This window comes from Pseudomonas paralactis (assembly GCF_001439735.1).
Lineage (GTDB): Bacteria > Pseudomonadota > Gammaproteobacteria > Pseudomonadales > Pseudomonadaceae > Aquipseudomonas > Aquipseudomonas paralactis.
In genome coordinates, this window is record NZ_JYLN01000002.1 from 436,744 (window position 1) to 461,630 (window position 24,887).

The 24,887-nt window shown below is 60.6% G+C and carries 23 protein-coding genes; 9 read left to right on the forward strand and 14 right to left on the reverse strand.

Going from position 1 to position 24,887, the window contains the following annotated elements; genetic code table 11:
- Window positions 1-49 precede the first annotated feature (49 nt).
- From recO to lptF, 7 genes are all read right to left on the reverse strand, one after another.
- Window positions 50-736, reverse strand: coding sequence for a DNA repair protein RecO (gene recO, locus TX23_RS06195; protein ID WP_057701456.1), 687 nt, complete (start codon window positions 734-736; stop codon window positions 50-52).
- A gap of 154 nt (window positions 737-890) precedes the next feature.
- Entirely contained in the window at window positions 891-1,793 is a 903-nt protein-coding gene (gene era, locus TX23_RS06200; RefSeq protein ID WP_005785147.1) for a GTPase Era, read from the reverse strand.
- A complete protein-coding gene (gene rnc / locus TX23_RS06205; protein ID WP_003188856.1) occupies window positions 1,786-2,475 on the reverse strand; it encodes a ribonuclease III in 690 nt (229 codons plus the stop codon). The genes era and rnc overlap by 8 nt, the downstream gene beginning before the upstream one ends.
- A 144-nt stretch (window positions 2,476-2,619) precedes the next feature.
- Window positions 2,620-3,474 (reverse strand): signal peptidase I, encoded by an 855-nt coding sequence (gene lepB / locus TX23_RS06210; RefSeq protein WP_005785144.1) that lies wholly within the window; start codon window positions 3,472-3,474, stop codon window positions 2,620-2,622.
- A gap of 5 nt (window positions 3,475-3,479) precedes the next feature.
- The gene (lepA, locus tag TX23_RS06215; RefSeq protein ID WP_057701457.1) at window positions 3,480-5,279 is read right to left on the reverse strand and encodes a translation elongation factor 4; all 1,800 of its coding nucleotides are present in this window, start codon (window positions 5,277-5,279) and stop codon (window positions 3,480-3,482) included.
- 257 nt (window positions 5,280-5,536) lie between these two features.
- Window positions 5,537-6,616, reverse strand: coding sequence for an LPS export ABC transporter permease LptG (gene lptG, locus TX23_RS06220; RefSeq protein WP_057701458.1), 1,080 nt, complete (start codon window positions 6,614-6,616; stop codon window positions 5,537-5,539).
- Window positions 6,609-7,727: an LPS export ABC transporter permease LptF gene (gene lptF, locus TX23_RS06225; protein WP_057701459.1), complete on the reverse strand. Its 1,119-nt coding sequence runs from the start codon at window positions 7,725-7,727 to the stop codon at window positions 6,609-6,611. The genes lptG and lptF overlap by 8 nt, the downstream gene beginning before the upstream one ends.
- Window positions 7,728-8,011: 284 nt before the next feature.
- Between lptF and TX23_RS06230 the strand changes: the two genes are divergently transcribed.
- From TX23_RS06230 to rlmF, 5 genes are all read left to right on the forward strand, one after another.
- The gene (locus TX23_RS06230; RefSeq protein ID WP_057701460.1) at window positions 8,012-9,502 is read left to right on the forward strand and encodes a leucyl aminopeptidase; all 1,491 of its coding nucleotides are present in this window, start codon (window positions 8,012-8,014) and stop codon (window positions 9,500-9,502) included.
- A gap of 146 nt (window positions 9,503-9,648) precedes the next feature.
- Window positions 9,649-10,077 carry a DNA polymerase III subunit chi gene (locus TX23_RS06235; RefSeq protein ID WP_057701461.1) on the forward strand — a complete coding sequence of 143 codons (429 nt, stop codon included), beginning with the start codon at window positions 9,649-9,651 and terminating at the stop codon, window positions 10,075-10,077.
- Between the two features lie 8 nt (window positions 10,078-10,085).
- The gene (locus TX23_RS06240; protein ID WP_057701462.1) at window positions 10,086-10,460 is read left to right on the forward strand and encodes a hypothetical protein; all 375 of its coding nucleotides are present in this window, start codon (window positions 10,086-10,088) and stop codon (window positions 10,458-10,460) included.
- Window positions 10,461-10,671: 211 nt separating this feature from the next.
- Window positions 10,672-13,518 carry a valine--tRNA ligase gene (locus TX23_RS06245; protein WP_057701463.1) on the forward strand — a complete coding sequence of 949 codons (2,847 nt, stop codon included), beginning with the start codon at window positions 10,672-10,674 and terminating at the stop codon, window positions 13,516-13,518.
- 238 nt (window positions 13,519-13,756) lie between these two features.
- Window positions 13,757-14,773 carry a 23S rRNA (adenine(1618)-N(6))-methyltransferase RlmF gene (rlmF, locus tag TX23_RS06250; protein ID WP_057701464.1) on the forward strand — a complete coding sequence of 339 codons (1,017 nt, stop codon included), beginning with the start codon at window positions 13,757-13,759 and terminating at the stop codon, window positions 14,771-14,773.
- A 175-nt stretch (window positions 14,774-14,948) separates the two neighbouring features.
- On the opposite strand, the gene TX23_RS06255 is transcribed toward rlmF, so the two are convergent.
- Window positions 14,949-15,230: an HU family DNA-binding protein gene (locus tag TX23_RS06255; protein ID WP_005785131.1), complete on the reverse strand. Its 282-nt coding sequence runs from the start codon at window positions 15,228-15,230 to the stop codon at window positions 14,949-14,951.
- Window positions 15,231-15,627: 397 nt separating this feature from the next.
- Between TX23_RS06255 and yejK the strand changes: the two genes are divergently transcribed.
- Both yejK and TX23_RS06265 read left to right on the forward strand, forming a co-directional pair.
- Entirely contained in the window at window positions 15,628-16,632 is a 1,005-nt protein-coding gene (gene yejK, locus TX23_RS06260; RefSeq protein ID WP_057701465.1) for a nucleoid-associated protein YejK, read from the forward strand.
- Window positions 16,632-16,982: a glutaredoxin family protein gene (locus TX23_RS06265; RefSeq protein WP_057701466.1), complete on the forward strand. Its 351-nt coding sequence runs from the start codon at window positions 16,632-16,634 to the stop codon at window positions 16,980-16,982. Before yejK ends, TX23_RS06265 begins: the two co-directional genes overlap by 1 nt.
- A 136-nt stretch (window positions 16,983-17,118) precedes the next feature.
- Here the strand turns inward: TX23_RS06265 and TX23_RS06270 are convergent, their stop codons facing one another.
- From TX23_RS06270 to TX23_RS06295, 6 genes are all read right to left on the reverse strand, one after another.
- Complete coding sequence (locus TX23_RS06270; protein WP_087149481.1) at window positions 17,119-19,359, reverse strand: TonB-dependent receptor; 2,241 nt, start codon at window positions 19,357-19,359, stop codon at window positions 17,119-17,121.
- Window positions 19,360-19,514: 155 nt separating this feature from the next.
- Window positions 19,515-20,492 (reverse strand): FecR family protein, encoded by a 978-nt coding sequence (locus TX23_RS06275; RefSeq protein ID WP_057701468.1) that lies wholly within the window; start codon window positions 20,490-20,492, stop codon window positions 19,515-19,517.
- Window positions 20,489-21,067 carry an RNA polymerase sigma factor gene (locus TX23_RS06280; RefSeq protein WP_057701469.1) on the reverse strand — a complete coding sequence of 193 codons (579 nt, stop codon included), beginning with the start codon at window positions 21,065-21,067 and terminating at the stop codon, window positions 20,489-20,491. Before TX23_RS06280 ends, TX23_RS06275 begins: the two co-directional genes overlap by 4 nt.
- Before the next feature lie 7 nt (window positions 21,068-21,074).
- Window positions 21,075-21,401, reverse strand: coding sequence for a DUF3325 domain-containing protein (locus TX23_RS06285; protein WP_057701470.1), 327 nt, complete (start codon window positions 21,399-21,401; stop codon window positions 21,075-21,077).
- Entirely contained in the window at window positions 21,401-22,975 is a 1,575-nt protein-coding gene (locus TX23_RS06290) for a PepSY-associated TM helix domain-containing protein (RefSeq protein ID WP_057701471.1), read from the reverse strand. The genes TX23_RS06285 and TX23_RS06290 overlap by 1 nt, the downstream gene beginning before the upstream one ends.
- Window positions 22,972-23,274 carry a DUF3649 domain-containing protein gene (locus TX23_RS06295; protein WP_057701472.1) on the reverse strand — a complete coding sequence of 101 codons (303 nt, stop codon included), beginning with the start codon at window positions 23,272-23,274 and terminating at the stop codon, window positions 22,972-22,974. The genes TX23_RS06290 and TX23_RS06295 overlap by 4 nt, the downstream gene beginning before the upstream one ends.
- A 170-nt stretch (window positions 23,275-23,444) precedes the next feature.
- Here TX23_RS06295 and TX23_RS06300 point away from each other — a divergent pair, with 170 nt between their 5' ends.
- Both TX23_RS06300 and TX23_RS06305 read left to right on the forward strand, forming a co-directional pair.
- Complete coding sequence (locus TX23_RS06300) at window positions 23,445-23,933, forward strand: sigma-70 family RNA polymerase sigma factor (protein ID WP_057701753.1); 489 nt, start codon at window positions 23,445-23,447, stop codon at window positions 23,931-23,933.
- Window positions 23,930-24,871 (forward strand): FecR domain-containing protein, encoded by a 942-nt coding sequence (locus TX23_RS06305; RefSeq protein WP_057701473.1) that lies wholly within the window; start codon window positions 23,930-23,932, stop codon window positions 24,869-24,871. Before TX23_RS06300 ends, TX23_RS06305 begins: the two co-directional genes overlap by 4 nt.
- Window positions 24,872-24,887 lie beyond the last annotated feature (16 nt).

Below are 24,887 nucleotides of genomic sequence, written 5' to 3' on the forward strand. Positions count from 1 at the left end.
AAGCGCTCCTGAAAAGGGAAAGAATCGGTGCACAGCATACACGGGGATGTCAGGGCTTTCGAAACAACTCGCGACTGACCAGCGGCCGCCCGCCCAGGTGCACGGCCAGGGCCTGGCGCATCAGGCGCTTGGCGGCGGACAAGGCGCCCGGCGCGCTCCAATCCGCGTCACTCATGGCCAGCAGTTCGGTGCCCTGAAACAGGCCCGGCTGCAACAGGTACACGCGCTCAAGGCCCGCATCCACTTGCAGGCGGTACATGCCGTCGGCGGCCACAGGATCACCGTGCAGGTCGTTGTGCAATTCAAAGCCATAGCCCAGGTCGTCGAGCAAGCGCCATTCGAAAGCGCGCAGCAGCGGCTCCAGGGGACGACCTTCAGCAAGGGCCAACAAGGTGGCAGCGTAGTGATCGAAGACAGCCGGGTGCGGGTCTTCGGCGGGCAGCAGGCGGATCAGCAGTTCATTGAGGTAGAGGCCGCTGAACAAGGCATCGCCGTTGAGCCAGGCAGAGGTACCGACGCTTTCCAGACGACCGACGTTCTTCAACTCGCCCTTGCCACGAAACTCCACATCCAGGGCCACAAAAGGCCGCGCCAGGGTACCCGCCTTGCCCCGCGCGCTGCGCAGCACCGCACGCAGGCGGCCTTGGGGCGTGAGGAAGTCCACCAAAGCGCTGGTTTCGCGGTAGGCGCGGCTGTGCAGGACGTAGGCGAGTTGGCTGGGGGGGGAGGCGGACATGAGGCTCTCTCGCAGAACGTGAAACAGCGTCGATCCAATGTGGGAGCGGGCTTGCCCGCGATGGCGGCGTCACAGTCAACATCTCTGCTGAATGTTACATCCTCATCGCGGGCAAGCCCGCTCCCACAAGGTTTTGCAGTGTGTTCGAGACCCGTTACAGGTCGCCATAGCCCAGGGAGCGCAACGCACGCTCATCATCGGACCAGCCACCCTTAACCTTCACCCACAGGTTAAGCATGATCTTGGAGTCAAACAGCAGCTCCATGTCCTTGCGCGCTTCGGTGCCGATGCGCTTGATGCGCTCGCCCTTGTCGCCAATGATGATTTTCTTCTGGCCGTCACGTTCGACGAGGATCAGCGCATGAATGTGCAAGGTCTTGCCCTGCTGCTTGAACTCTTCGATTTCGACGGTGATCTGGTACGGCAGCTCGGCGCCCATCTGGCGCATGATTTTCTCGCGTACCAGTTCGGCGGCGAGGAAGCGGCTGCTGCGGTCGGTGATCTGGTCTTCCGGAAAGAAATGCTCGTTTTCCGGCAGGTAACCGGCGATCACGCGCTCCAGAGCTTCGAGGTTGTGGCCGTGCTGAGCCGAGATCGGCATGATCTGGGCGTTCGGCAGTTGTTCCTGCAACCAGGTCAGGTGCGGCATCAGCTCGGCTTTGTCTTCGATGCGGTCGGTCTTGTTCAACGCGACGATCAAGGGGCCGGTGACGTACTGCACACGCTCAAGCACCATCTGGTCTTCGTCGGTCCACTTGGTGCGGTCGACCACGAAGATCACCACGTCGACGTCTTTCAACGCCGCCGAAGCGGTCTTGTTCATGTAACGGTTCAGGGCTTTCTCGCCACCTTTGTGCATACCCGGGGTATCGACATACACCGCCTGCACGTTGCCTTCGGTCTTGATACCCAGCATGTTGTGGCGGGTGGTCTGAGGCTTGCGCGAGGTGATCGCAAGCTTCTGGCCGAGGATGTGGTTGAGCAGCGTGGACTTGCCCACGTTCGGGCGGCCGACGATGGCAACATAGCCACAGCGTGTTGCGGTTGAATCAGTCATGGCCATTCTCCACGCCCAGGGCAATCAGTGCTGCAGCGGCCGCTACCTGTTCGGCAATACGACGGCTCACACCCTGACCTCGGCTTTTTTCGTTCAATAAGGTGATTTCACATTCCACGAAGAACACGCGGCAATGCGGTTCGCCCTGGATATCCACCACTTCGTAGCGTGGCAGTTCGCAACCGCGGGACTGCAGATACTCTTGCAGACGGGTCTTGGGATCCTTGTTGGTGTCTACCAGCGTCAGGCTTTCGATTTCCGAGGCCAGCCAGGCGACAACGCGCTCCTTGGCAGTCTCCATCCCGGCATCGAGGTAGATCGCACCGATCAAGGCTTCCAGGGCATCAGCCAGGATTGACTCACGACGGAAACCGCCGCTTTTCAACTCACCGGAACCCAGCCGCAGGTACTCGCCCAGGCCGAAACCTCGGGCCAGCACGGCCAGGGTTTCGCCTTTCACAAGACGTGCGCGCAGGCGCGACAGCTGGCCTTCGCGCGCTTGAGGGAAACGCTCGAACAGCGCCTCGCCGGCGGCAAAATTGAGGATAGCGTCACCAAGGAATTCCAGGCGCTCGTTATTGCGCCCTGCAAAGCTGCGGTGTGTGAGGGCAAGGACCATCAATTCCTGGTCCTTGAAGGTGTAGCCGAGCTGGCGCTCGAGACGACTTAGAGAAACGGTCACGGTTTATCCATATCTAGTTGATGGCACCGGCGGCCATCGACGATTGACGCAGTGTTCAAATTCAAATCCTGATGGGTACCGGGCATCGGAAAATGTCCAAGCCCCAGAAAAGCATTCGGCGCTGTGTTCACAGCGCCGCTTGTATTACTTGATCAGCCCGACCCGCGAGAAGTTCGGCAGGTGGCTGAGCTTGGGCTCCGGCCAACTCATCCAGACCGCGAAGGCTTTGCCGACGATGTTCTCGTCGGGCACCATGCCCAGCAGGTCCTTGGGAATGTTGGGGTCATCCCAGTAACGGCTGTCGTTGGAGTTGTCGCGGTTGTCGCCCATCATGAAATAGTGCCCGGCGGGTACTTTCCACTGGCCATCAGGCATCGCGCGGTAGCGGCTCATTTCCTTGCGGATTTCGTGCTCTACCGCACCGAGTTTCTCCTGGTACAGCTCGGCGCTGCCCAGGGTGTTCGGCTCGGCGCCCAGCAGCTTCTCGGCCACCGACTCACCGTTGATGAACAGGCGTTTGTCGCTGGTGTAGCGCACCACATCGCCCGGCAGGCCGACTACACGCTTGATGTAGTTGACGTTCGGGTCGCTTGGGTAGCGGAACACCATCACATCGCCGCGCTGCGGGTCACCGATCTCGATGACTTTCTTGTCGATCACCGGCAAGCGGATCCCGTAGGAAAACTTGTTCACGAGAATGAAGTCGCCCACGTCCAGGGTTGGCTTCATCGACCCCGAAGGGATCTGAAACGGCTCCACCAGGAACGAACGCAGCACCAACACGATGAACAACACCGGGAAGAACGACTTGCCGTATTCAACCAGCAAGGGCTCTTTGTTCAGCTTCTCGACCACCACCGCATCGGGCTGGCTGACGCTGCCCTGATAGGAAGCAATGGCCGACCGCCGACGCGGGGCGAAGAACACCAGATCGAGCAACGCCAGGAGGCCGCAAACGGCAACGGCGATGACCAGCAACAGCGGGAAATTTAGTGACATAGGACCTAACTATCCAACCTGAGCACCGCAAGGAAGGCTTCTTGTGGAATTTCCACGTTGCCCACTTGCTTCATGCGTTTTTTACCGGCCTTTTGCTTCTCAAGCAGCTTGCGCTTACGGCTTACGTCACCGCCGTAGCATTTGGCCAGTACGTTCTTTCTGAGAGCCTTGACGGAAGTCCGCGCAATGATCTGCCCGCCAATGGCGGCCTGGATCGCAACGTCGAACATCTGGCGCGGAATCAGTTCTTTCATCTTCTCGGTCAACTGGCGACCTTTGTAATGCGCGTTGTCCTTGTGCACGATCAGTGCCAGGGCATCGACCTTGTCGCCGTTGATCAACACATCCAGTTTCACCAGATTAGCCGATTGATAACGGTCGAAATGGTAATCCAGCGAAGCATAGCCGCGACTGGTGGATTTGAGACGGTCGAAGAAGTCCAGAACCACTTCGTTCATCGGCAAATCGTAGGTCACTTGCACCTGGGTACCGAGGAACAGCATGTCGTGCTGTACGCCACGCTTTTCGATACACAAGGTAATTACGTTGCCCAGGTGTTCCTGCGGCACAAGAATATTTGCGCGCACAATCGGCTCGCGCATGTCTTCGATGGAAGACAGATCCGGGAGCTTGGACGGGTTGTCGACGTAAATCGTTTCACCGGTTTTCAGCGCCAGCTCAAAAATAACCGTGGGTGCCGTGGTAATCAGGTCCAGGTCGTATTCGCGCTCCAGGCGCTCCTGGATGATTTCCATGTGCAGCATGCCCAGGAACCCGCAACGGAAACCGAAGCCCAGGGCGTCGGAACTTTCCGGGGTGTACTGCAACGACGAGTCGTTGAGAGTCAGCTTCTGCAGCGCTTCACGGAAGTCTTCGAAGTCGTCGGAGCTGACCGGGAACAGGCCTGCGTAGACCTGCGGCTGGATGCGTTTGAAGCCCGGCAGCATCGCCACGTCAGGAGTGGAGCTCAGGGTCAGGGTGTCACCCACTGGCGCACCGTGGATGTCCTTGATACCGGCGATGATGAAGCCTACTTCACCGGCTTTCAGATCAGTAGTAGCGGTGTGCTTGGGGTTGAACACACCGACGCTGTCCACCAGGTGGATCTTGCCGGTGGACTTGACCAGGATCTTGTCGCCCTTCTTCACGCGGCCTTGACGCACGCGTACCAGGGAGACAACGCCCAGGTAGTTGTCGAACCAGGAATCGATGATCAACGCTTGCAGCGGATCTTCGTAGTTGCCGGTGGGCGCGGGGATGGTCTTGACCAGGCGTTCGAGCACTTCGTCGACGCCCAGGCCGGTCTTGGCGCTGCACTCGACGGCGTCGGTGGCGTCAATACCGATGATTTTTTCGATTTCTTCTTTTACACGGTCCGGATCGGCCTGAGGCAGGTCGATCTTGTTCAGCACCGGCATGACTTCCAGGCCTTGCTCGATGGCGGTGTAGCAGTTTGCAACGGACTGGGCTTCAACGCCCTGGCCCGCATCCACCACCAGCAACGCACCTTCGCAGGCCGCCAGGGAACGGCTGACTTCATAGGTAAAGTCTACGTGGCCTGGGGTGTCAATGAAGTTCAGCTGGTACTTGATACCGTCTTTGGCGGTGTAATACAGGGTAACGCTGTGGGCCTTGATGGTGATCCCGCGCTCGCGCTCAAGGTCCATGGAATCCAGGACCTGGGCCTCCATTTCACGTTCGGCAAGGCCGCCGCACATCTGGATAAACCGATCGGCCAGCGTCGACTTGCCATGGTCAATGTGGGCGATGATGGAGAAATTGCGGATATGACTCAAATCACTCACGGATCAACACTCAAAAAGGCTGCAGGCAGATTGCCCGCTGAAAAATAGCCGGGAATTGTACCTGATGCTCGGGCCAGACGTCATCTTTGCTGACCAATACAAAAAAGCCCCATTTTAATGGGGCTTAAAACTGTAGGAGCGAGCTTGCTCGCGAAGATCGCCAACGATAACGCGTTCATCCTGGATGAACGCAGCGTTTCGCGGATTTTCGCGAGCAAGCTCGCTCCTACAGTGGCTGGCATTTTGCGAGCGTGGCTTCAACCTGCCCGACGCAGCAACCAGAACCCGGCCACGGCGCAGATGGTCGTCGGCACCAGCACCGCAAACAGCGGCGAGAAGCCGAACACCAGGCTCGACGGCCCGAGCAAATCCTGGGCGATGCGGAAGGTAAAGCCCACCAGCACACCGGTAAATACCCGCTGGCCCAGGGTTACGGAGCGCAGCGGCCCGAAGATGAAGGAAATCGCCATCAACACCAACGCAGCGGTCACCACCGGTTGCAGGACTTTCACCCAGAACGCCAGCCAGTAGCGGCCGTTGTTCAGGCCCTGCTCCTTGAGGTAATGAATGTAGCTCCACAAACCAGAGATCGGCAGCGCTTCGGGGACCATCACCACGGTGTTGAGCAGTTCCGGCTTCAGGGCGATATCCCACTGTTCGGTCGGTACATTGACCACTTCGGTGCTGGCCTTGGTGCCTTGGCCCACATTGCGGAAGTAGGTAGTGGTGACGTCGCTCAACTGCCATTGCTCGGCATTGTATTGCGCACGCTTGGCGAAGCTGGAAGACAGCATGTGCCGCTCTTTATCAAAGGTATAGCGCGTGACACCGATCAACAGGCCGCCCGGTTGTACGGCGTTGATGTGGATGAACTCATCACCCTGGCGGTGCCACAAGCCGTGCTTGGCGCTTTGCGCATCGCCCGACCCCTGGGCCAGGGCGCGATTGGCCTGGGCAGTGGCTTCGGCCGGGGGCGCAACGTATTCGCCGATCAGCACGCTGCACGCCATCAGCAGCAGCATCGGCTTCATCACCGCCCAGACGATACGACCAATGGATACACCAGCGGCGCGCATGATGGTCAGTTCGCTGTTGCTGGCCAGGGTGCCCAGGCCGATCAGGCAACCGATCAGCGCCGCCATCGGCATCATGTCGTAGAGACGGCGCGGCGCAGTCAGCGCCACGTAGCTCAGCACATCCGTGACCGTATAGGTGTCGGTGACGTTGCCGACTTCATCAATGAAGGCAAACAGCAAGGCCAGGCCGAGGATGATGCCCAGTACCGCCAGGATGGCGATCAGTACGCTGCTGCCAATGTAGCGATCAAGCTTAGCCACGGGCCAACTCCTTCTGGCCACGACGGCTCTTCATTTTCAAACGGATAGGTTCCCAATAGAGCAGCCCCAGGCCGATCATCAGGAAAACCCCGTGCACCCACCACAGGCCAAGGGCTGGCGGCAACTTGCCTTTCTCCAGGGAGCCACGGGCAGAAATCAGGATGGTCAGGTAGGCCATATACAGCAGGATCGCCGGCAGCAGCTTGAGGAAACGCCCCTGGCGCGGGTTGACGCGCGACAGCGGCACGGCCATCAGGGTCACGATAAATACCAGCAGCGGCAGGGACAAACGCCATTGCAGCTCGGCAATGGAGCGCAGTTCCTGGCTGCCGAACAGCGATGCGGTCGGCAGGGCGTCGCGGTCGGTGACCTCGCCGCTGATCTCGGGCTTGGGCAGCATGACGCCATAAGTGTCGTACTTGATCGCCCGGTAGTCCGCCAGACCCGGGCTGCCGTCGTAGCGGTAGCCGTTTTCCAGGATCAGGTAGCGGTTGCCGTCGGGGCGCACTTCCTGGCGACCGCTGTCGGCCACCAGAATGGAAATGCCACGGTCTTTCTGGTTCTGGCCGAGGTTCTTCTGGGAAATGAACACGCCGCCGAGATTGGAGCGGTCATCGTTCATGGTTTCGGTATAGGTCACCCGCGTACCATCACTGAGCGCCTGGAAGCGTCCGGGCTCAAGGGTGTCGAACTCGGTCATGGCATCCTGCTTGTTCAGCAGCAATTGGAATTGCATGGCCCCCTGGGGCGCCAGGCTCATGCTCAACCAGGCCACCACCAGGGCAACACCGGCGGCGGGCACCATGGTCATGGCCAGCAACCGCTGCTGGCTCATGCCGGTGGCCGACAGCACGGTCATTTCGCTTTCAAGGTACAAGCGGCCATAGGCCAGCAATATGCCGAGAAACAGGCCCAATGGCAGGATCAACTGCAGCATCCCGGGCATCCGGTAGCCCATGATCAAGAACAACGACCCCGGGTCCAGTGCGCCTGCGGCGGCTTGAGCCAGGAACTTGACGAAACGACCACTCATGATGATGACCAGCAACACCGCACTCACGGCACTCAGGGTCAACAGGACTTCGCGGGACAGATAACGGAAGACGATCAAACCAGACACTCCAGGGTTGTCAGGCTAAGGCGGCCAAACAAGCAAGCATACCAAGTCGACCCGTTTACCACGGGCCGGCTGAAAAGATGGCGCATTATCCTGTGATTGACCGCGCCTGTCACGGAGCTTACTCATGCGCACGCACAAAGCGTGCGCCAAGGGTTGTCAGGCTCCGTCGGCGAGGTTCAAACTGCGGCCTTTGCCCGCAGGCGGTTTACCAAGCTGCCGAGCTTCAAGCCTGAGTACAAACTCCAGGCTCACAGACCTTGATAAGGGACCCGAACATGGAATTGGTTGTAAAAAGCGTTAGCCCCGAAACGTTGAAAACCGCCACCCTCGTGGTCGCTGTCGGCGAAGGCCGCACACTCGGCGTCGCCGCCAAGCAACTGGACGAACTGAGCGGCGGCGCGATCAGCGCGATCCTCAAGCGCGGCGACCTGGCCGGTAAAGTCGGCCAGAGCCTGCTGCTGCAGAGCCTGCCCAACCTCAAGGCCGAGCGCGTATTGCTGGTGGGCGTGGGCAAGGACGCCGAACTGGGCGACCGTACGCTGCGCAAGATCATCAGCGGCATTCTCACCACCCTCAAGGGCCTGGGCGGCAGCGATGCGGCACTGGCACTCGACGAAATCGTGGTCAAGGGCCGTGACAGCTACGGCAAGACCCGCCTGTTGGCCGAGTCGCTGCTGGACGGCGGTTATGTTTTCGACCAGTTCAAGAGCCAGAAGGCCGAACCGCGCGCCCTGAAAAAAATCACCCTGCTGACCATCAAGGCCGCTCAGGCTGAAGTTCAGCGCGCCGTGACCCACGCCCAGGCCATCGCTAACGGCATGTCGTTCACTCGCGACCTGGGCAACCTGCCGCCGAACATCTGCCACCCGACATTCCTGGGCGAACAGGCCAAGGCATTGGGCAAAGAGTTCAAGGGCTTGAAGGTTGAAGTGCTGGACGAAAAGAAGATCAAGGACCTGGGCATGGGCTCGTTCTATGCCGTAGGCCAGGGCAGCGACCAGCCGCCACGCCTGATCGTGATGCAATACAACGGCGGCAAGAAGTCCGAGAAGCCTTACGCCCTGGTGGGTAAAGGCATCACCTTCGACACCGGCGGCATCAGCCTCAAGCCGGGCGCGGGCATGGATGAGATGAAGTACGACATGGGCGGCGCCGCCAGCGTATTCGGTACCCTGCGTGCCGTGCTGGAACTCAAGCTGCCGATCAACCTGGTGTGCATTCTGGCTTGTGCCGAGAACATGCCGAGCGGCGGCGCGGCCCGCCCGGGCGATATCGTCACCACCATGAGCGGCCAGACCGTGGAAATCCTCAACACCGACGCCGAAGGCCGCCTGGTGCTGTGCGACGCCCTGACCTACGCCGAGCGCTTCAAGCCCCAGGCCGTGATCGACATCGCCACCCTGACCGGCGCGTGCATCGTTGCCTTGGGTTCCCACACGTCGGGCCTGCTGGGCAACAACGACGAACTGATCGAGCAACTGCTCAGCGCCGGCAAGGCTGCCGACGACCGCGCCTGGCAACTGCCGCTGTTCGATGAGTACCAGGAACAACTGGACAGCCCATTCGCCGACATCGCCAACATTGGCGGCCCGAAAGCCGGCACCATCACGGCGGCCTGCTTCCTGTCGCGCTTTGCCAAGAACTTCAACTGGGCCCACCTGGACATCGCCGGCACCGCCTGGACCAGCGGCGGCAAGGACAAAGGCGCAACTGGCCGTCCGGTACCCCTGCTGACCCAATACCTGCTGGATCGCGCCAAGGCCTAAGCGCCCCCCGCGCCCTTTGTAGGAGCGAGCTTGCTCGCGAAGATCGCCAACGATAACGCGCCCATCCTGGATGAGCGCGGTGTCCTCAGGTTTTTCGCGAGCAAGCTCGCTCCTACAGAGGCCGCGGGCCAGCACCAGGAACTGCAATGACCCAAGTCGACTTCTATATATTGCCCAGCGCCGATCCCCTCGCGCGCCTGGACTTTGCCTGCAAGCTCACCGAAAAAGCCTGGCGCATGGGCCATCGCATCTACCTGCATTGCAGCGATGCCGCCCAACGCGATGAGCTGGATGCGCGCCTGTGGCGCTTCAAGGGCGAAAGCTTCGTGCCCCACGGCCCCGCCGAATCAGAACCCGAAGGCCTGGTAGTGCTGGGCCTGGGCGACAGTTGCGGCGATCACCATGACCTGTTGGTCAATCTGGACCTGAAAGTACCGGCCTTTGCCAAGGCGTTCGCCCGTGTGGCGGAAGTGGTGGTGGAAGACCCGGCTATTCGTCAGGCCGCGCGGGAGAGTTTTCGTTTCTATCGCGAACAGGGCTATTCTCTGCAGGATCACCGGTTACAACGACTTTAGAGCACACGATGGACACTCCCAACCCGCTGAAAAAAGACGACCACCTGCTGGACGACCTGGAGTCGATCCGTCAGTTGCTGGGTGATGACAACCTGCAACCGCCGCTGCTGACCGAAACGGCCGATGGCGAGGTACAGATACCGCTGCTGTTCGACATGGTCGGCCACAAGCCTGCCGCGCCGGAACCTGTGGTTGAACAACCCGCCCCCGCCGCAGAAAAAGCCCCCGATGCCCTGCTGCTGCACCTGGACAACGAACTGCGCGCTGCCGCCCAGCTGATCATGCAGGATGTGATCGATGACTTTGCGCCGCATATCGAAGCCGAGATCAAGCGTCGGATGGATGCGCGCATGGAGCGGTTGCTCAGCCAATACCAGTCTTAAACCTTGCATAGATCCCTGTGGGAGCTGGCTTGCCTGCGATGGCGGCGCATCAGTCGCCGACGATGCTGACTGAAACACCGCCATCGCAGGCAAGCCAGCTCCCACATTAATTCTGCATCGGTCTTAAACCGTCTTCACCTCGCCCTCGCCCCTATCCCTCGTTATACTTGCCGGCTTTCCTGAATAAATGCCAACTAGGGTCCCGCCGCGCATGGATAAGACCTACCAGCCCCACGCTATCGAAACTTCCTGGTACAACACCTGGGAGTCCGAGAACTATTTCGCCCCACAAGGTGCGGGCGACTCCTACACCATCATGATTCCGCCACCGAACGTCACTGGCAGCCTGCACATGGGCCATGGCTTCAACAATGCGATCATGGATGCGTTGATCCGTTTCCGCCGTATGCAGGGTCGAGACACCCTGTGGCAGCCGGGTACCGACCACGCCGGTATCGCCACGCAAATGCTGGTGGAACGCCAACTGGAAGCCACCGGCCAGAACCGTCACGACCTGGGCCGCGAGAAATTCCTGGAGAAAGTCTGGGAATGGAAGGACCAGTCCGGCGGCAATATCAGCCGTCAGATCCGTCGCCTGGGCTCGTCCGTGGACTGGAGCCGCGAGCGCTTCACCATGGACGACGGCCTGTCGGAAGCCGTGAAGGAAGCCTTCGTGCGCCTGCACGAAGACGGCCTGATCTACCGTGGCAAGCGCCTGGTTAACTGGGACACCAAGTTGCACACGGCGATTTCCGACCTCGAAGTGGAAAACCATGACGAGAAAGGCTTCCTGTGGAACCTCAAGTACCCGCTGGCCGACGGCGCCAAGACCGCTGAAGGCAATGAGTACCTGATCGTCGCCACTACCCGTCCGGAAACCATGCTCGGCGATGCCGCCGTGGCCGTTAACCCGAACGACGAGCGCTACCAGGCGCTGATCGGCAAATTCGTCGAACTGCCACTGGTTGGCCGCCGTATCCCGATCATCGCGGATGACTACTGCGACCCTGAGTTCGGCACCGGCTGCGTGAAAATCACCCCGGCCCACGATTTCAACGACTACGAAGTCGGCAAGCGCCACAACCTGCCGTTGCTGAACATCTTCGACAAAAATGCCGCCGTATTGCCGGCCTGCCAGGTGTTCAACCTGGACGGCTCGCTGAACGACAGCATTGACGGCAAGATCCCGGCCGAATACGCAGGCCTGGACCGGTTTGAAGCGCGCAAGCAGATCGTTGCAGCCTTCGACGCCGCCGGTTTGCTGGTCAGCGTTGACGACCACGGCCTGAAAGTGCCGAAGGGCGACCGCTCCGGCACTGTGATCGAGCCGTGGCTGACCGACCAGTGGTACGTGTCCACCAAGCCGCTGGCAGAACCTGCGATTGCCGCCGTTGAAGACGGCCGCATCCAGTTCGTGCCTAAACAGTACGAAAACATGTATTTCTCCTGGATGCGCGACATCCAGGATTGGTGCATCAGCCGTCAGCTGTGGTGGGGCCACCGCATTCCGGCCTGGTACGACGAGTCGGGCAAGGTCTATGTAGGCCGCGACGAAGCCGAAGTGCGTGCCAAGCACAACCTCGGCGCCGACATCGCGCTGCAACAGGACAACGACGTACTGGACACCTGGTTCAGCTCGGGCCTGTGGACCTTCTCTACCCTGGGCTGGCCGCAGCAGACCGAGTTCCTGAAGAAATTCCACTCCACCGACGTGCTGGTCACCGGCTTCGACATCATTTTCTTCTGGGTTGCCCGGATGATCATGCTCACCATGCACCTGGTGAAGAACGAAGACGGCACCCCGCAGGTACCGTTCAAGACCGTGTACGTACACGGCCTGGTGCGCGACGGCCAGGGCCAGAAGATGTCCAAGTCCAAGGGCAACGTCCTGGACCCGCTGGACATCATCGACGGCATCGACCTGGAAACTCTGGTGCAGAAACGCACCTCGGGCCTGATGCAGCCGAAACTGGCGAAAAAGATCGAGAAGCAGACCCGCGATGAATTCGCCGACGGCATCGCCAGCTACGGCACCGACGCCCTGCGCTTCACTTTCTGCTCGCTGGCCTCCACCGGTCGCGACATCAAGTTCGACATGGGCCGCGTCGAAGGCTATCGCAACTTCTGCAACAAGATCTGGAACGCGGCGCGCTACGTGCTGGACAAAGGCGAAGACTGCGGCCAGAACGGCGAATCCTATGAGCTGAGCCTGGCTGATCGCTGGATCATCTCGCAGCTGCAACGCACCGAAGCCGAAGTGACCCGCCAGCTCGACCAGTTCCGTTTCGACCTGGCCGCACAGGCCCTGTACGAGTTCATCTGGAACCAGTATTGCGACTGGTACCTGGAACTGTCCAAGCCGGTACTGTGGGACGAAAACGCGCCGGTCGAACGCCAGCGCGGCACCCGTCGCACCCTGGTGCGCGTGCTGGAAGTGGCGCTGCGCCTGGCGCATCCGTTCATGCCGTTCATCACCGAAGAAATCTGGCAGCGCCTGGCGCCGTTGGCCGGTATCGAAGGCAAGACCATCATGCTGCAGCCTTGGCCAGTGGCCAACGAAGCGCGCATCGATGAGGCCGCCGAAAGCGATATCGAATGGCTCAAGACCCTGATGCTCGGCACGCGCAACATCCGCGCCGAGATGAACATCGGGCCGGGCAAGCCATTGGCCGTGTTCGTCAAGAATGCCAGTGCCGAAGATCAGCGCCGTCTCAGCGAAAACGATGCGCTGCTCAAGAAGCTGGCCAAGCTGGAGTCGATCACCGTATTGGCTGCCGATGCCGAAGCACCGCTGTCTGCCACCGCGTTGGTCGGTGATATGGAAGTGCTGGTGCCGATGGCCGGCCTGATCGACAAGGGCGCGGAACTTGCCCGCCTCGACAAGGAAATTGCGCGTCTGCAAGGCGAAGTGCAGCGGGTGGGCGGCAAGCTGTCCAACGCGGCGTTCGTTGACAAAGCGCCAGCTGAAGTGATCGAGAAAGAACGCGCCAAGTTGGCCGAGGCTGAACAGGCCTTGGGCAAGCTGGCGGAGCAACACGCGCGAATTTCCAGCCTGTAAGGGGAAACCATGTAGAGAAAGAGGCCTTCGGGCCTCTTTTTTTGTCCAGGAAAACGACACCATTTCCCAATCAAAACCCTATCCCTGTGGGAGCTGGCTTGCCTGCGATACTGACGACTCGGTGTATCAGGCATACCGAGGTGATGCTATCGCAGGCAAGCCAGCTCCCACATTTGACCGAGTTGTGTTCAGGAATGTGTGACAATGCTCACCACTTTGAGCCAACACCAGAATCATCATGACCGCCCCGACTACGCCAAAACCTCCGCGCAAGAAGCCTAAAACCGCCGCCACGACCAAGCCCGTCGCGCCGCGCAAAGAGGCCACCTTGCACCCGCGCAACCGCCACACGGGCCGTTACGACTTCCCGGCGCTGATCAAGACCACGCCGGAACTGGCGAAATTCGTGATCATCAACCCCTATGGCAAGGAAAGCATCGACTTTGCTAGCCCAGACGCGGTGCGGGTGTTCAACCGGGCGTTGCTCAAGTCGTTCTATGGCATCCAGCACTGGGACATCCCGGCCGATTACCTGTGCCCCCCGGTACCGGGGCGTGCCGACTATGTGCACTTCCTCGCCGACCTGCTCGCCAGCGTCAACGACGGCAAGATCCCACGTGGCTCGATCGTCAAGGTGCTGGATATCGGCATGGGCGCCAACTGCGTGTACCCGCTGATTGGCTATATGGAGTACCGCTGGAACTTCCTGGGCTCGGAGGTCGACCCGATTGCCGTGTCCGCCGCCAAGGCCATCGTGCAGTCCAATGACCTGAGCAAGGTTATCCAGCTGCGCCAACAGCCCAACCCCAAGCAGATCCTGTTGGGCTTGCTGGAGCCGGGCGAACGCTTTGACCTGACCATGTGCAACCCGCCGTTCCATGCATCCATGGATGAAGCCACCAAGGGCAGCGAGCGCAAGTGGCGCGCCCTGGGCAAGGCGGATCCGAAGCGCAAGTTGCCGGTGCTCAACTTCGGTGGCCAATCGGCCGAGTTGTGGTGTGAAGGCGGCGAAGCGCGGTTTGTAACGCAATTGATCGCCGAGAGCGCGCATTTTGCCCACAAAGTGCTGTGGTTCAGCACCCTGGTGTCAAAAGCGTCCAACTTGCCTGCGATCGAAACCGCGCTGAAAAAAGCCGGCGTGCTGGAAAGCCAGGTGGTGGAGATGTCTCAGGGGCAGAAGCAGAGCCGGTTTGTGGCCTGGACCTTCCAGACCAAGAACGAACAGCAGATCTGGCGCCAGCGCTGGGTTCGCTGACGCCCACCTGTAGGAGCGAGCTTGCTCGCGAAAAACGCCAAGGCGCCACGCTCAACCAGGACGGGCGCGTTATCGTTAACGTTTTTCGCGAGCAAGCTCGCTCCTACAGTTAAAAAACGCAGGCAACAAAAAACCGTGCCCGGATCACTCCGGAGCACGGTTTTTTTACTGCGTCTTACTTGTTAACAGCGTCGGTCAGGCCTTTAGCCACAACCAGCTTGATAACTTTCTTGGCAGCGATTTCGATGGCAGCGCCAGTCGAAGGGTTACGGCCGGTACGGGCAGGACGCTCGGTCACTTTCAGCTTGCCAATGCCTGGCAGAGTGATTTCGCCGCCATTTTCCAGCTGATCGGCAACGATCTGGCCCAGTTGGTCCAGAGCAGCGCGCGCGGTGGTTTTTGGCGCGTCGATAGCTTCAGCGATATCAGCGATCAGTTGGTCTTTAGTCAAAGCCATTGTGGTGTTCCTTCCCTATCAAATTCATATGGATTGCAGAGTGCAGTGTCAGCCGTCGAGCCCGACCGTCATGGCCTGGCATCCCCGGCTATAACCACGGAGATCGGGGTTATAGATGCTTGAAACGGGGATTGGTTCGACCTGACAAATGCTGAATGCACGCTTAACGCCGAGACTTGGCGTAAGACGGGGCAAAACTAGCACAGAGACGGGGAAATATCCGCCTCAACATACCCATTTGGTCAGCTTTATCGCTCTAAACCGTGAAAAAAAGGCATATGGGCGGTCGGAGGCCATCCAAAATGCCCTTTGGGGCACGTCGCGGCCAATGGGTGCGGTACACTGGGCGACTTTTCGGGGAGGCCGACCGCTCCCCCTTCAACCAGCCGAGAAGCCTATGCCGATCCGTCATTGCATCGTCCACCTGATCGACAAAAAACCCGACGGCACACCCGCAGTTCTTCATGCCCGCGACTCCGAACTGTCCGAGTCGGCCGCTATCGAGAACATGCTTGCCGACCTCAACGAGAGCTACAACGCCAAACAAGGCAAGGCCTGGGGCTTCTTCCACGCCGAGTCGGGCGCGCACCCGTTCAGCGGCTGGTTGAAGGAATACTTTGACGGTGGCCAGGACTTCACCGCCTTCAGCCGTACGGCGGTGGAGCACCTGCAGAAGCTGATGGAGGAGTCCAACCTCTCCACCGGCGGCCATGTGCTGTTTGCCCACTACCAACAAGGCATGACCGACTACCTGGCCATCGCCCTGCTGCACCACAGCGAAGGCGTGGCAGTCACCGACGAGCTGGACGTGACGCCCTCGCGCCACCTGGACCTGGGCCAACTGCACCTGGCGGCACGCATCAACGTTTCCGAGTGGCAGAACAACAAGCAGTCCAAGCAATACATCTCGTTTATCAAGGGCAAGAACGGCAAGAAGGTCTCGGAGTACTTCCGCGACTTTATCGGCTGCCAGGAAGGCGTCGACGGCCCGGGCGAAACCCGCACCCTGCTCAAGGCGTTCAGTGACTTCGTTGAAAGCGAAGACCTGCCTGACGAATCCGCCCGCGAAAAGACCAAGACCCTGGTGGACTACGCCAGCAGCCAGGCCAAGCTCGGCGAACCCATGGGCCTGGAAGAGCTCTCCGGCCTGATCGATGAAGATCGGCCAAAAGCGTTCTATGACCATATCCGCAACAAGGATTACGGCCTGTCACCGGAAATTCCAGCCGACAAACGCACCCTTAACCAGTTCCGCCGCTTCACCGGGCGCGCCGAGGGTTTGTCCATTAGCTTCGAAGCGCACCTGTTGGGCGACAAGATCGAGTACGACGAAGCCGCCGGCACCTTGATCATCAAGGGCCTGCCGACCCAGCTGACCGACCAGCTCAAGCGCCGTAACTGATGCTGGGCGGGGTTCTGAAGAAAGTCCTGCTGGTGTTACTGGTGGTGGTTGCGATCCAGAACTGGGGCAAGATCGAGCGGGCGTTCAACCCCTCCCAGGTAGTGTCGGAGCAGGTACGCGCCTCGGCGCGTGTGGTGTTGTATTCCACGCAGTGGTGCGGGTACTGCAAGCAGATCCAGCGTTTTCTGGACCAGAAAGGCATACCGTACCAGGCGCTGGATATCGAAAAGGACGCCCAGGCGCGCAAGGCCTATGAGGCGCTGGGTGGTGGCGGAATCCCGTTTGTGGATGTGAACGGCACGTTGATTCGCGACTACAACCCCGAAGCAATCATGGCCGCCCTGAAGTAACACCCAATCAAATGTGGGAGCTGGCTTGCCTGCGATGGCGGTGTAACAGGTTCAATACCTGTGACTGACACACCGCTATCGCAGGCAAGCCAGCTCCCACACACGTCAGCTCTGCACATTGGGTCGTGTGGTGGCCTTAGAAGTTGGCTTCCAGAGACACCATCGCCGTGCGCTCCTCGCCGACGTTGTAATACGCCGTGCTTGCCCCCAGCCCGTTGACCGGCGCCGAGTTGAACGCAACGGTACGCGCGGAGCTCAGGTATTGCTTGTCAAACACGTTGAGCATCGAAAACCGCAGGGTTGCCGACTTGATGATCTTTTTGTCCACCGGCAAGTAAATACCGGCGTTAAGGTCAAACACCGTACGGCCTTCGATCTTTTCCTTGTTGGTCAAATCACCATAAAAGCTGCCGACATACTTGCCCGCGACATTCCCGTAGAACCGCGAGTCGTCGTACCCGAACACCAGATTGAACATGTTTTCCGGCACGTTGGCCAGTTGCTTGCCCGAGGTTGGCAGCAGCACGTTCTTGCTCAGCAAATCGTCCTTCTGCTCGGACTGGGTGTAGGTGTACGAGGCGTAGTAGTTGAAGTTGTGCGGCAACAAGCCACTCCACTCCAGTTCCAGCCCCTTGTTATCCACGCTGCCGACGTTGAGCACCATGTAGTCACCGCTGGCGTCGGTGGTCGACACCTGGCGATCCTTGAAGCTGATATAGAACAAGGTCGCACTCAGGGCCATGTCGTCTTCGGTATAACGCCAGCCCAGTTCCTGGTTCCAGCTCAATTCGGACTTGAGGCTGACGGAGTCTCCCTTGTTGTAGAGCACATAGTTGGGCGGTGTGCGCATATTGCGGGTGACGTTGTAGAACGCCTGGTTGCTTTCATCGACCTGGTACTTGGCACTGAAATTGGGCAGGAACTGGTGGTAACGGGTGTTACGTTTTTCCGGTTTGTCGTACAGGCTGCCGAGGTTGTCGCCGTCGCGCTCGACGTATTGGTAGGCCAGGCCCGCGACAAAACTCAGGTCCGGCGTGGCTTGCCAATTGTCCTGCACCCAGAGTTTCTGCGCCGGGGTGACGGTGTAATAGTGGCGACCTTGTACGGTGGCGCCATTCTTGTCGACCACCTGCCCGCCGCTGTTGTAATCGCCCCACACATCATCGGGCGCGCCTTCGCCGTTGATCCCGATAAATGGCTGGGTCTGGCGCTGGCGTGCGCGCTCATACCAGTAGCCGTAGTCCAGGCTGTGCGCTTCGTTGATGTCCCACTTCATTTTGGCGGTGAAACCGGGGCGCCAGGTCTCGGTCCACGACGGGCGATAGTAGTTGGCCGATTGCAGGTTACTCAGGTCGTAGTTGCCGGCCTTGTCGGACTTCGGGCCCAGGTTGGAGGCGGTCTGGCCGCTGAAGCTGCCGCCGTTGGACCAGTAGTAGTACGGCGTGACGGTCAGCGACAGGTTGTCCTGCAATTGCCAGCGCTGGGTCAGCGTAGCGTTTACGCTTTCGAAGGGGTTGCGGTTGAGCTTGTAGGACGCCGACAACAAACCTGCCTTGTACACCGGGCTTTCGGCGTAATCCTTGCGTCGCCCCTCCGTCTCGAACTGTGACTTGCTCAGGCTGTTGTAGTTGTAGTTTTCCTGCTTGTTGTACTTGACCGTGGCCAGTGTGGAGCTGCCGTTGTCACCTTCGAAGAGGCTGCTCCACTCGATTTTGTCGCTGCGCAGGGTGCCCTTGCCGCGCCATTTATCGCCTTCCAGGTGCGACGCCGAGACCCAGGTTTTCAAGCCACCAAAATCGCCGGTATTTGCCCGCACGAACGTCTTGCGCAGGGCATTGGCGCCTACGATCTGCTTGGCGAATACCCCGGCGTCTTTGGTCGGCCGGACAGTGATCATGCCGATGTTGCCGCCGCTGGAGCCGATGTGCGGGCCGTCCGCCTCCGACGAACCCTGAGTGGCGAACACTTCGGCGAGGTTTTCCGGGTCGCCCAGCTGGTTGGAATACACGCTGTAGTTGCCCGAGTCGTTAATCGGCACGCCGTCGACTGAAACCCCGACCTGGTCCGAACTCATACCGCGCATGGTGAAGCTGGTGCCGCTGGTACCGCTGGCGTCATCACTGGAAACGTTGATGCCCGGGGTGTACTTGAGCTTGTCGATGGCGTTGGCGGTGGCCGACATTTCATCCATGGCTTCTTTGGTGACCGTCGAGCGCGCCTTGGCACTTTCCTCGCGAATCATATGCCCGTTGCCCAGGGTCTGCTTGCCGGTAACATTCACCGAACCCACATCCTGTGTGTCATCGGCCAGAACCAGCGGCGCAAAGCCGCCCAGGCCCGATGCCATAAGCAGGGCATAAAGAGTGTTGTAGTTCACGTGTTGATCCCTTACTGACATTGTTGTGTTGTATGGGGCAGAGAGGCTCTTCCTGACCATTTGCTCAGGAACCAGGGATGATCCACGGCACGTGTAACCGTTTGGTGACAGGTTTGGGCGATTGCGATGAAGGTTCGGTGAACGGCGCCTTGGGCCTAGCGCAACACGATCATGCGCCCCAGCAGTGAGTGTTGTTCAAAGCCGAGCACCGCTTGCAGCGCATTCAACACCGCCTGCGGATCGCTGCTCGCAAAGCTGCCGCTGACGCGTCTGGCGCCTATCTCATCGTTGAGCAACAGGATGCGGCCCGGGTAGTAACGGCTCAGGTCCTTGACCACATCTGCCAGCGGCGCCTTGTAGTAATTGAGCCAGCCGTCACGCCAGGCCAGGCGTGACTGGCTGTCGACCGCGTGCAGGGCGTCGGCTACGCCGTCGGCATAGGCCACTTGCTGACCCGCTGCCAGGACCTGTTGCAGGCCCTGTTTGGATGGGGTTACGCCGACTCGCCCGGACAGCACGGTGACCTCAGCGCCTGCAGGTTGCAGACGCACTTCGAACTGGGTGCCCAGCACCCGCGCCTCACCACCGCCCGCCTCCACCACAAAGGGCTGTCCCGTGTGGCTCACGCTGAAAAACCCCGCCCCGCGCCGCAGTTGGATATGCCGCTCACCCTGGCTGAAATCCACGGCAATGGCGCTGTCGGCATCCAGGGTGACCTGGGATTGATCTGCCAGGATGAAGGTCTTTACCTCCCCCGCCGCTGTCACGTAATCGGCACCCAACTCATCGACCCAGCGCGACGGCTGCCAACCGGCGCCCATCGCCACCATCAGCAGCAGGCTTGCGGCCATCGCCAGGGCGGCGGTCCAGCGCAACCCCCGTGAACGCCTGGAGGTGTTGATCTGGTTGAGGTAGCCCTGCAAGGCCAGCGCGTCCTCATCGGCCAGCTGGCGTGCCGGCACTTCGCTCAACTCCCACAGCACCTGGGCCTGGGAGTAAGCCTGGACATGCGCGGGGTCGGCGCGCAGCCAGCGGCTGAACGTGGCCTGGTCGCCGCTGCTGGGCTGGTCATGCAACAGGCTCAGCCAGGCCAGCGCGGCCTGTTCCTGGGCGGGTGTGGGCGTAACGTTCACGGTGCTTTCCCTGGCGTACGTGGAGGCGGCGGTTCACGAAGGCTGGCCTTGCAGGCTTCGAGGGCGCGCATCATATGTTTTTCTACGGCGCTTTGGGACAGCCCCATGGCCTTGGCGATCTCGGCGTATTTGCGACCGTGGATGCGGTTAAGCAGGAAAATCTGCCGAGTGCGTTCGGGCAAGCTGCGCAAGGCGGCTTCGACATGGCGCAGATCATTGCCTGCCTCCAGCGCCGCCTGGGGTTCACAACTGTGGTGATCTGGCTGCTCGGGCCGCCAGCCTTCACTGCTGCGTACCCGCGCGCCTTCGCTGCGCAGATGGTCGATGGCGATATTGCCCGCGCAGCGCAGCAGGTAAGTGCTGAGCTCCTCAACCTGCACCAAAGGGCGGCGCCAGAAACGCAGGAACAAGTCCTGCACCAGGTCGGCCGCCGTGGCGCGGCAACCAACCCGGCGGCTCACCAATGCCTCCATCTGCGAACGCTGGGATAAAAATACCTGCAGGAAATGCGCACGCCCACCGGCCGCATCCGGGTGCGGGCTGTCCTGAGGTTCCGGCGGTGGGCTGATCATCATGGCAGGCTCAGAACAGGGCGAAGGCCGCAACCGGGCTGGCCAGCAGGCCAAGGCCTGCCAGAATCAAGGCCAGCCTTGGCCGATACGGCAACAGCAACACCAGCAGCAAGGCGCTGAGCATCAACACCGCGCACCACTGCACCAGGCCCTGGCTCCAACCGGCGGCAAACACGGCGGGCCAGATCGCAACCATCAGCAGCAACCAGCCACCCACCCGCAGCCCCAGGCGCCGAGTGGGCGTAGGTTTGCTGTGCAGCAGTTCGCCGTGGTGGCGGTCGGTGGACAGGCACAGCGCCGTAAACCCGGCGTAGCACATCAGCAGCGCGAGCAGCATCAGTTGGCCTCCTGCTTGAGCGTCAGGCCACGCGCACGTTCGGCCTTGGGTTGCGGCGCCGTGCGGTGGTGCATCTTCCAGGCCGCCCAGGCGAGGAACACGCCACTGGCCAGGCAGGTCAGGTCGAAGCCCGCCATGGCCCAATCGCCATTGACCAGAGAGACGCCCAAATGCTGCGAGGTGGTGCTGGCGTTAAGCAGCGGGATCAGCGCGAACAGCAACGCGCCGAAGCTCAGTTGCTCAACCCAACCCTGACGACCGCGTCGCAGCATGGCGTGCAGCAAGCTCAGGCCCCAGGCGATAAAGAAGGCCTGTACTTCCCAGTCAGAACGTTCGGCGAAACTCACCGGCAGCAGTCGATTGGCCCAGAAAAACGCGGCGATGGCGATCATCAGCCCGGCCATGCTGGCAACGTTCAACACTTCCACCAACCGCAGTTCAAACGGCATCACCGAGGTTTTGGCGTGCTTGAGCTGGCGCTTGCCAAGCCAGATCACCAGCCCGGTGCCGATCATCGCCGTGCCCGCCAGGCCGCAGATAAAGTACAACCAGCGCAGCACGGGACCGGCGAAATGGCCCATGTGCAACCCATAGAAGCTGCCACCAATTACCGCAGGCAAAGACGGCTTGCCACTGGCCCGCAGCAGCTCGCCGGTGGTGCCGTTGAACGACAGGGTATTGCCAAAGGCGTGCACCACGCTGTCGGAGCCGGCGCGCGACACATTGACCGAGGCGTTGACATCGCCCGGGTTGTTGACCGCCAGCCGCCCCACATGGCCGCCCGCCCACTGCTCGCGGGCCTGCTGGTACATCGGCAGTAACGGCAGCAATTGGCCGGGTTGACCCAGGGCGGGCGCATTGTTGGTAGCGGGAAACAATTCATCGAAGAACGCCCGGCTGTCATCGCCGTAGGACGCCATGATGGGCGCGGGCATGACCATGTTCATGAAAATCACCAGGCTGCTGTAGGTGATCATCAGGTGAAAAGGCAGCACCAGCACACCCACCGCGTTATGCCCGTCGAGCCAGGAGCGCTGGCCTTTGCGCGGGCGGAAGGTGAAGAAGTCCTTGAAGATTTTTTTGTGGGTGATGATGCCGGTGATCAGTGCGACCAACATCACCATGGCGGCGATGGTCGAGAGCCAGCGGCCCCACGGGTAAGGCATTTGCAGCTGGAAGTGGAACCGATAGAAGAACTCGCCGCCCTTGCTGTCGCGGGCCTGGACGGGCTGGCCGCTGACCGGGTCGAGGGTTTTCTGGATAAAGGTGCCGCGCTTGCCGGGCTCGACCTTGTCTTGCCACATCACCGACAGGCCGGGATCGCGTTGGGTCGGCAAGGTAATGAACCAACGCGCCGCCGTGGGCGCCTGTTGTTGCAGGTAATTCTGAGCTACGGCAAGGCTACGCCCGTCGTCCAGGGGATGGGCCTGCACTTCGGGCTGCATCCAGTGGGTCATTTCGTCTTTGAAATAGGCCAGGGTGCCCGTCAGGAAAATCGCAAACAGCAACCAACCGAAGATCAATCCGGCCCAGGTATGCAGCCAGGCCATGGCCTGGCGAAAGCCCTCTTTCATGTGTGCGCCACCCAGAAACCAACGCCGGCCAACGTGGCGAACAGCGCACTCGGCAGCATCACCCCGGCCCAGGCGCGCCAGGCCGTGCGGCAAGCAAAACACCAGAGCACCGCCAGCAGGTAGAACACGAACGAACTCATCATGCCGGTGACCACCGCATCGGCGCGGGAAGTGGGCAACCAGAGCGCCAGACAGATGGCGGCCAGGGAAGCCATCAAGTAACCACCGATGACAGCTGCCAGCACGCGCGAGGTGACAGCGAGGCGATAGGAAAGGGGCAATGCGGTTTTGCTTTTCATGCGGCAGGCGCCAAGTTCATCAGCGCGCAATATTAATGATAAATATTCTCATAAGCAAAAGAGAACGGATGAATCACCTGCCCTGGCCGATTGCCGAACCTCGTCACTCACCCTACAATGCGAACAATTCTTGTTCTCTAAAGCATGTCAATGCTTGTGGAGTGATCGCGTTGCAGCCTTCCAACACCGTCGAAGTTTTGTATAACGACCATCACCACTGGCTCACCGGCTGGTTGCGACGCAAGCTCGGCTGCCCGGAAAACGCCGCCGACCTGGCCCAGGACACCTTTATTCGCGTGCTCAGCGCACGGGAAACCCCGACGCTGATCGAGCCCCGCGCTTTCCTCACCACCGTGGCCAAGCGCGTGCTGTGCAACTTCTATCGCCGCCAGGACCTGGAACGCGCCTACCTCGATGCCCTGGCGCAAATGCCCGAGCATGTGGTGCCATCGGAAGAAGACCGCGCAATTATTCTGCAAACCCTGCTGGAGCTGGACCAACTGCTCGACGGCCTGCCCAGGCTGGTGAAACGCGCATTCCTGCTGGCCCAGCTCGACGGTCTGACCTACGCGCAAATCAGCGCCGAGCTGGGCATCTCCATCGCCACGGTCAAACGTCATCTGACCAAAGCCGCCATGCGTTGCTACTTCGCCCTATGAACGTCTCCAGCCAAGTCGCCGAACAAGCCGTGCACTGGCTGCTGGAAATGCAGCAAGGCACGCTCAACCCTCGCCAGCAAGCGGCCTGGCAGCAATGGCTGAACGCCCACAGCGAGCACCAGCGTGCTTGGGAGCAGATCCAACAGGTCAACCAGCGCCTGCGCGGGATGCCTTCGCCCCTGGCCCACGCAGCCTTGAATGCACCGCGCTCCAGCAGCCGACGCCAGGCGCTGAAGTTGCTTTTGATCCTCGGTGCTGGCTCGGCAGCCGCGTGGAGCCTGCGCCAGCAACATATCCTGCCGCCGCTGAGCGCCGACTATCGCAGCCCGGTGGGCCAGCGCCGCACGGTGCAACTGGCCGACGGCAGCCAGTTGCAGCTCAACACCGGCAGCGCGGTGGATGTGCATTTCGACGGTCGGCAGCGCCTGGTACGCCTGCTCGAAGGTGAAATCCTGCTGACCACCCGTGCCGGTGACACGCCCTTGCATGTGCTGACCGGCCAGGGCCTGCTCAGTAGCCAGACGGCGCGCCTGAATGTGCGCCAGTTCAACGACCACACCCAACTGGCAGTGCTGGCCGGCCAGGTCGACGTCATGCCCAACAGCTACAGCGGTTTGCCGCTGAGCGTCGATGCCACCCGCCAGGTCAATTTCACCCGCAAGGGCTGGGATACCCCGCGCGCCACCGACGCCAACAGCGGCGCCTGGGCCGACGGTATGCTGGTGGCTGCACATATGCGCCTTGGAGACTTCTTGAGTGAACTGGGGCGCTATCGTCGCGGCCAGCTCAATTGCGACCCGCAAGTGGCGAACCTGTTGCTGTCCGGCAGCTACCCGCTGGATGACAGCGAACGCATCCTCGACCTGCTGGAAATCAGCCTGCCGGTGAAAGTGCGGCGCTTTACGCGCTATTGGGTGACCGTGCAGGCCCGCGCCTGATTATTGTAGGAGCGAG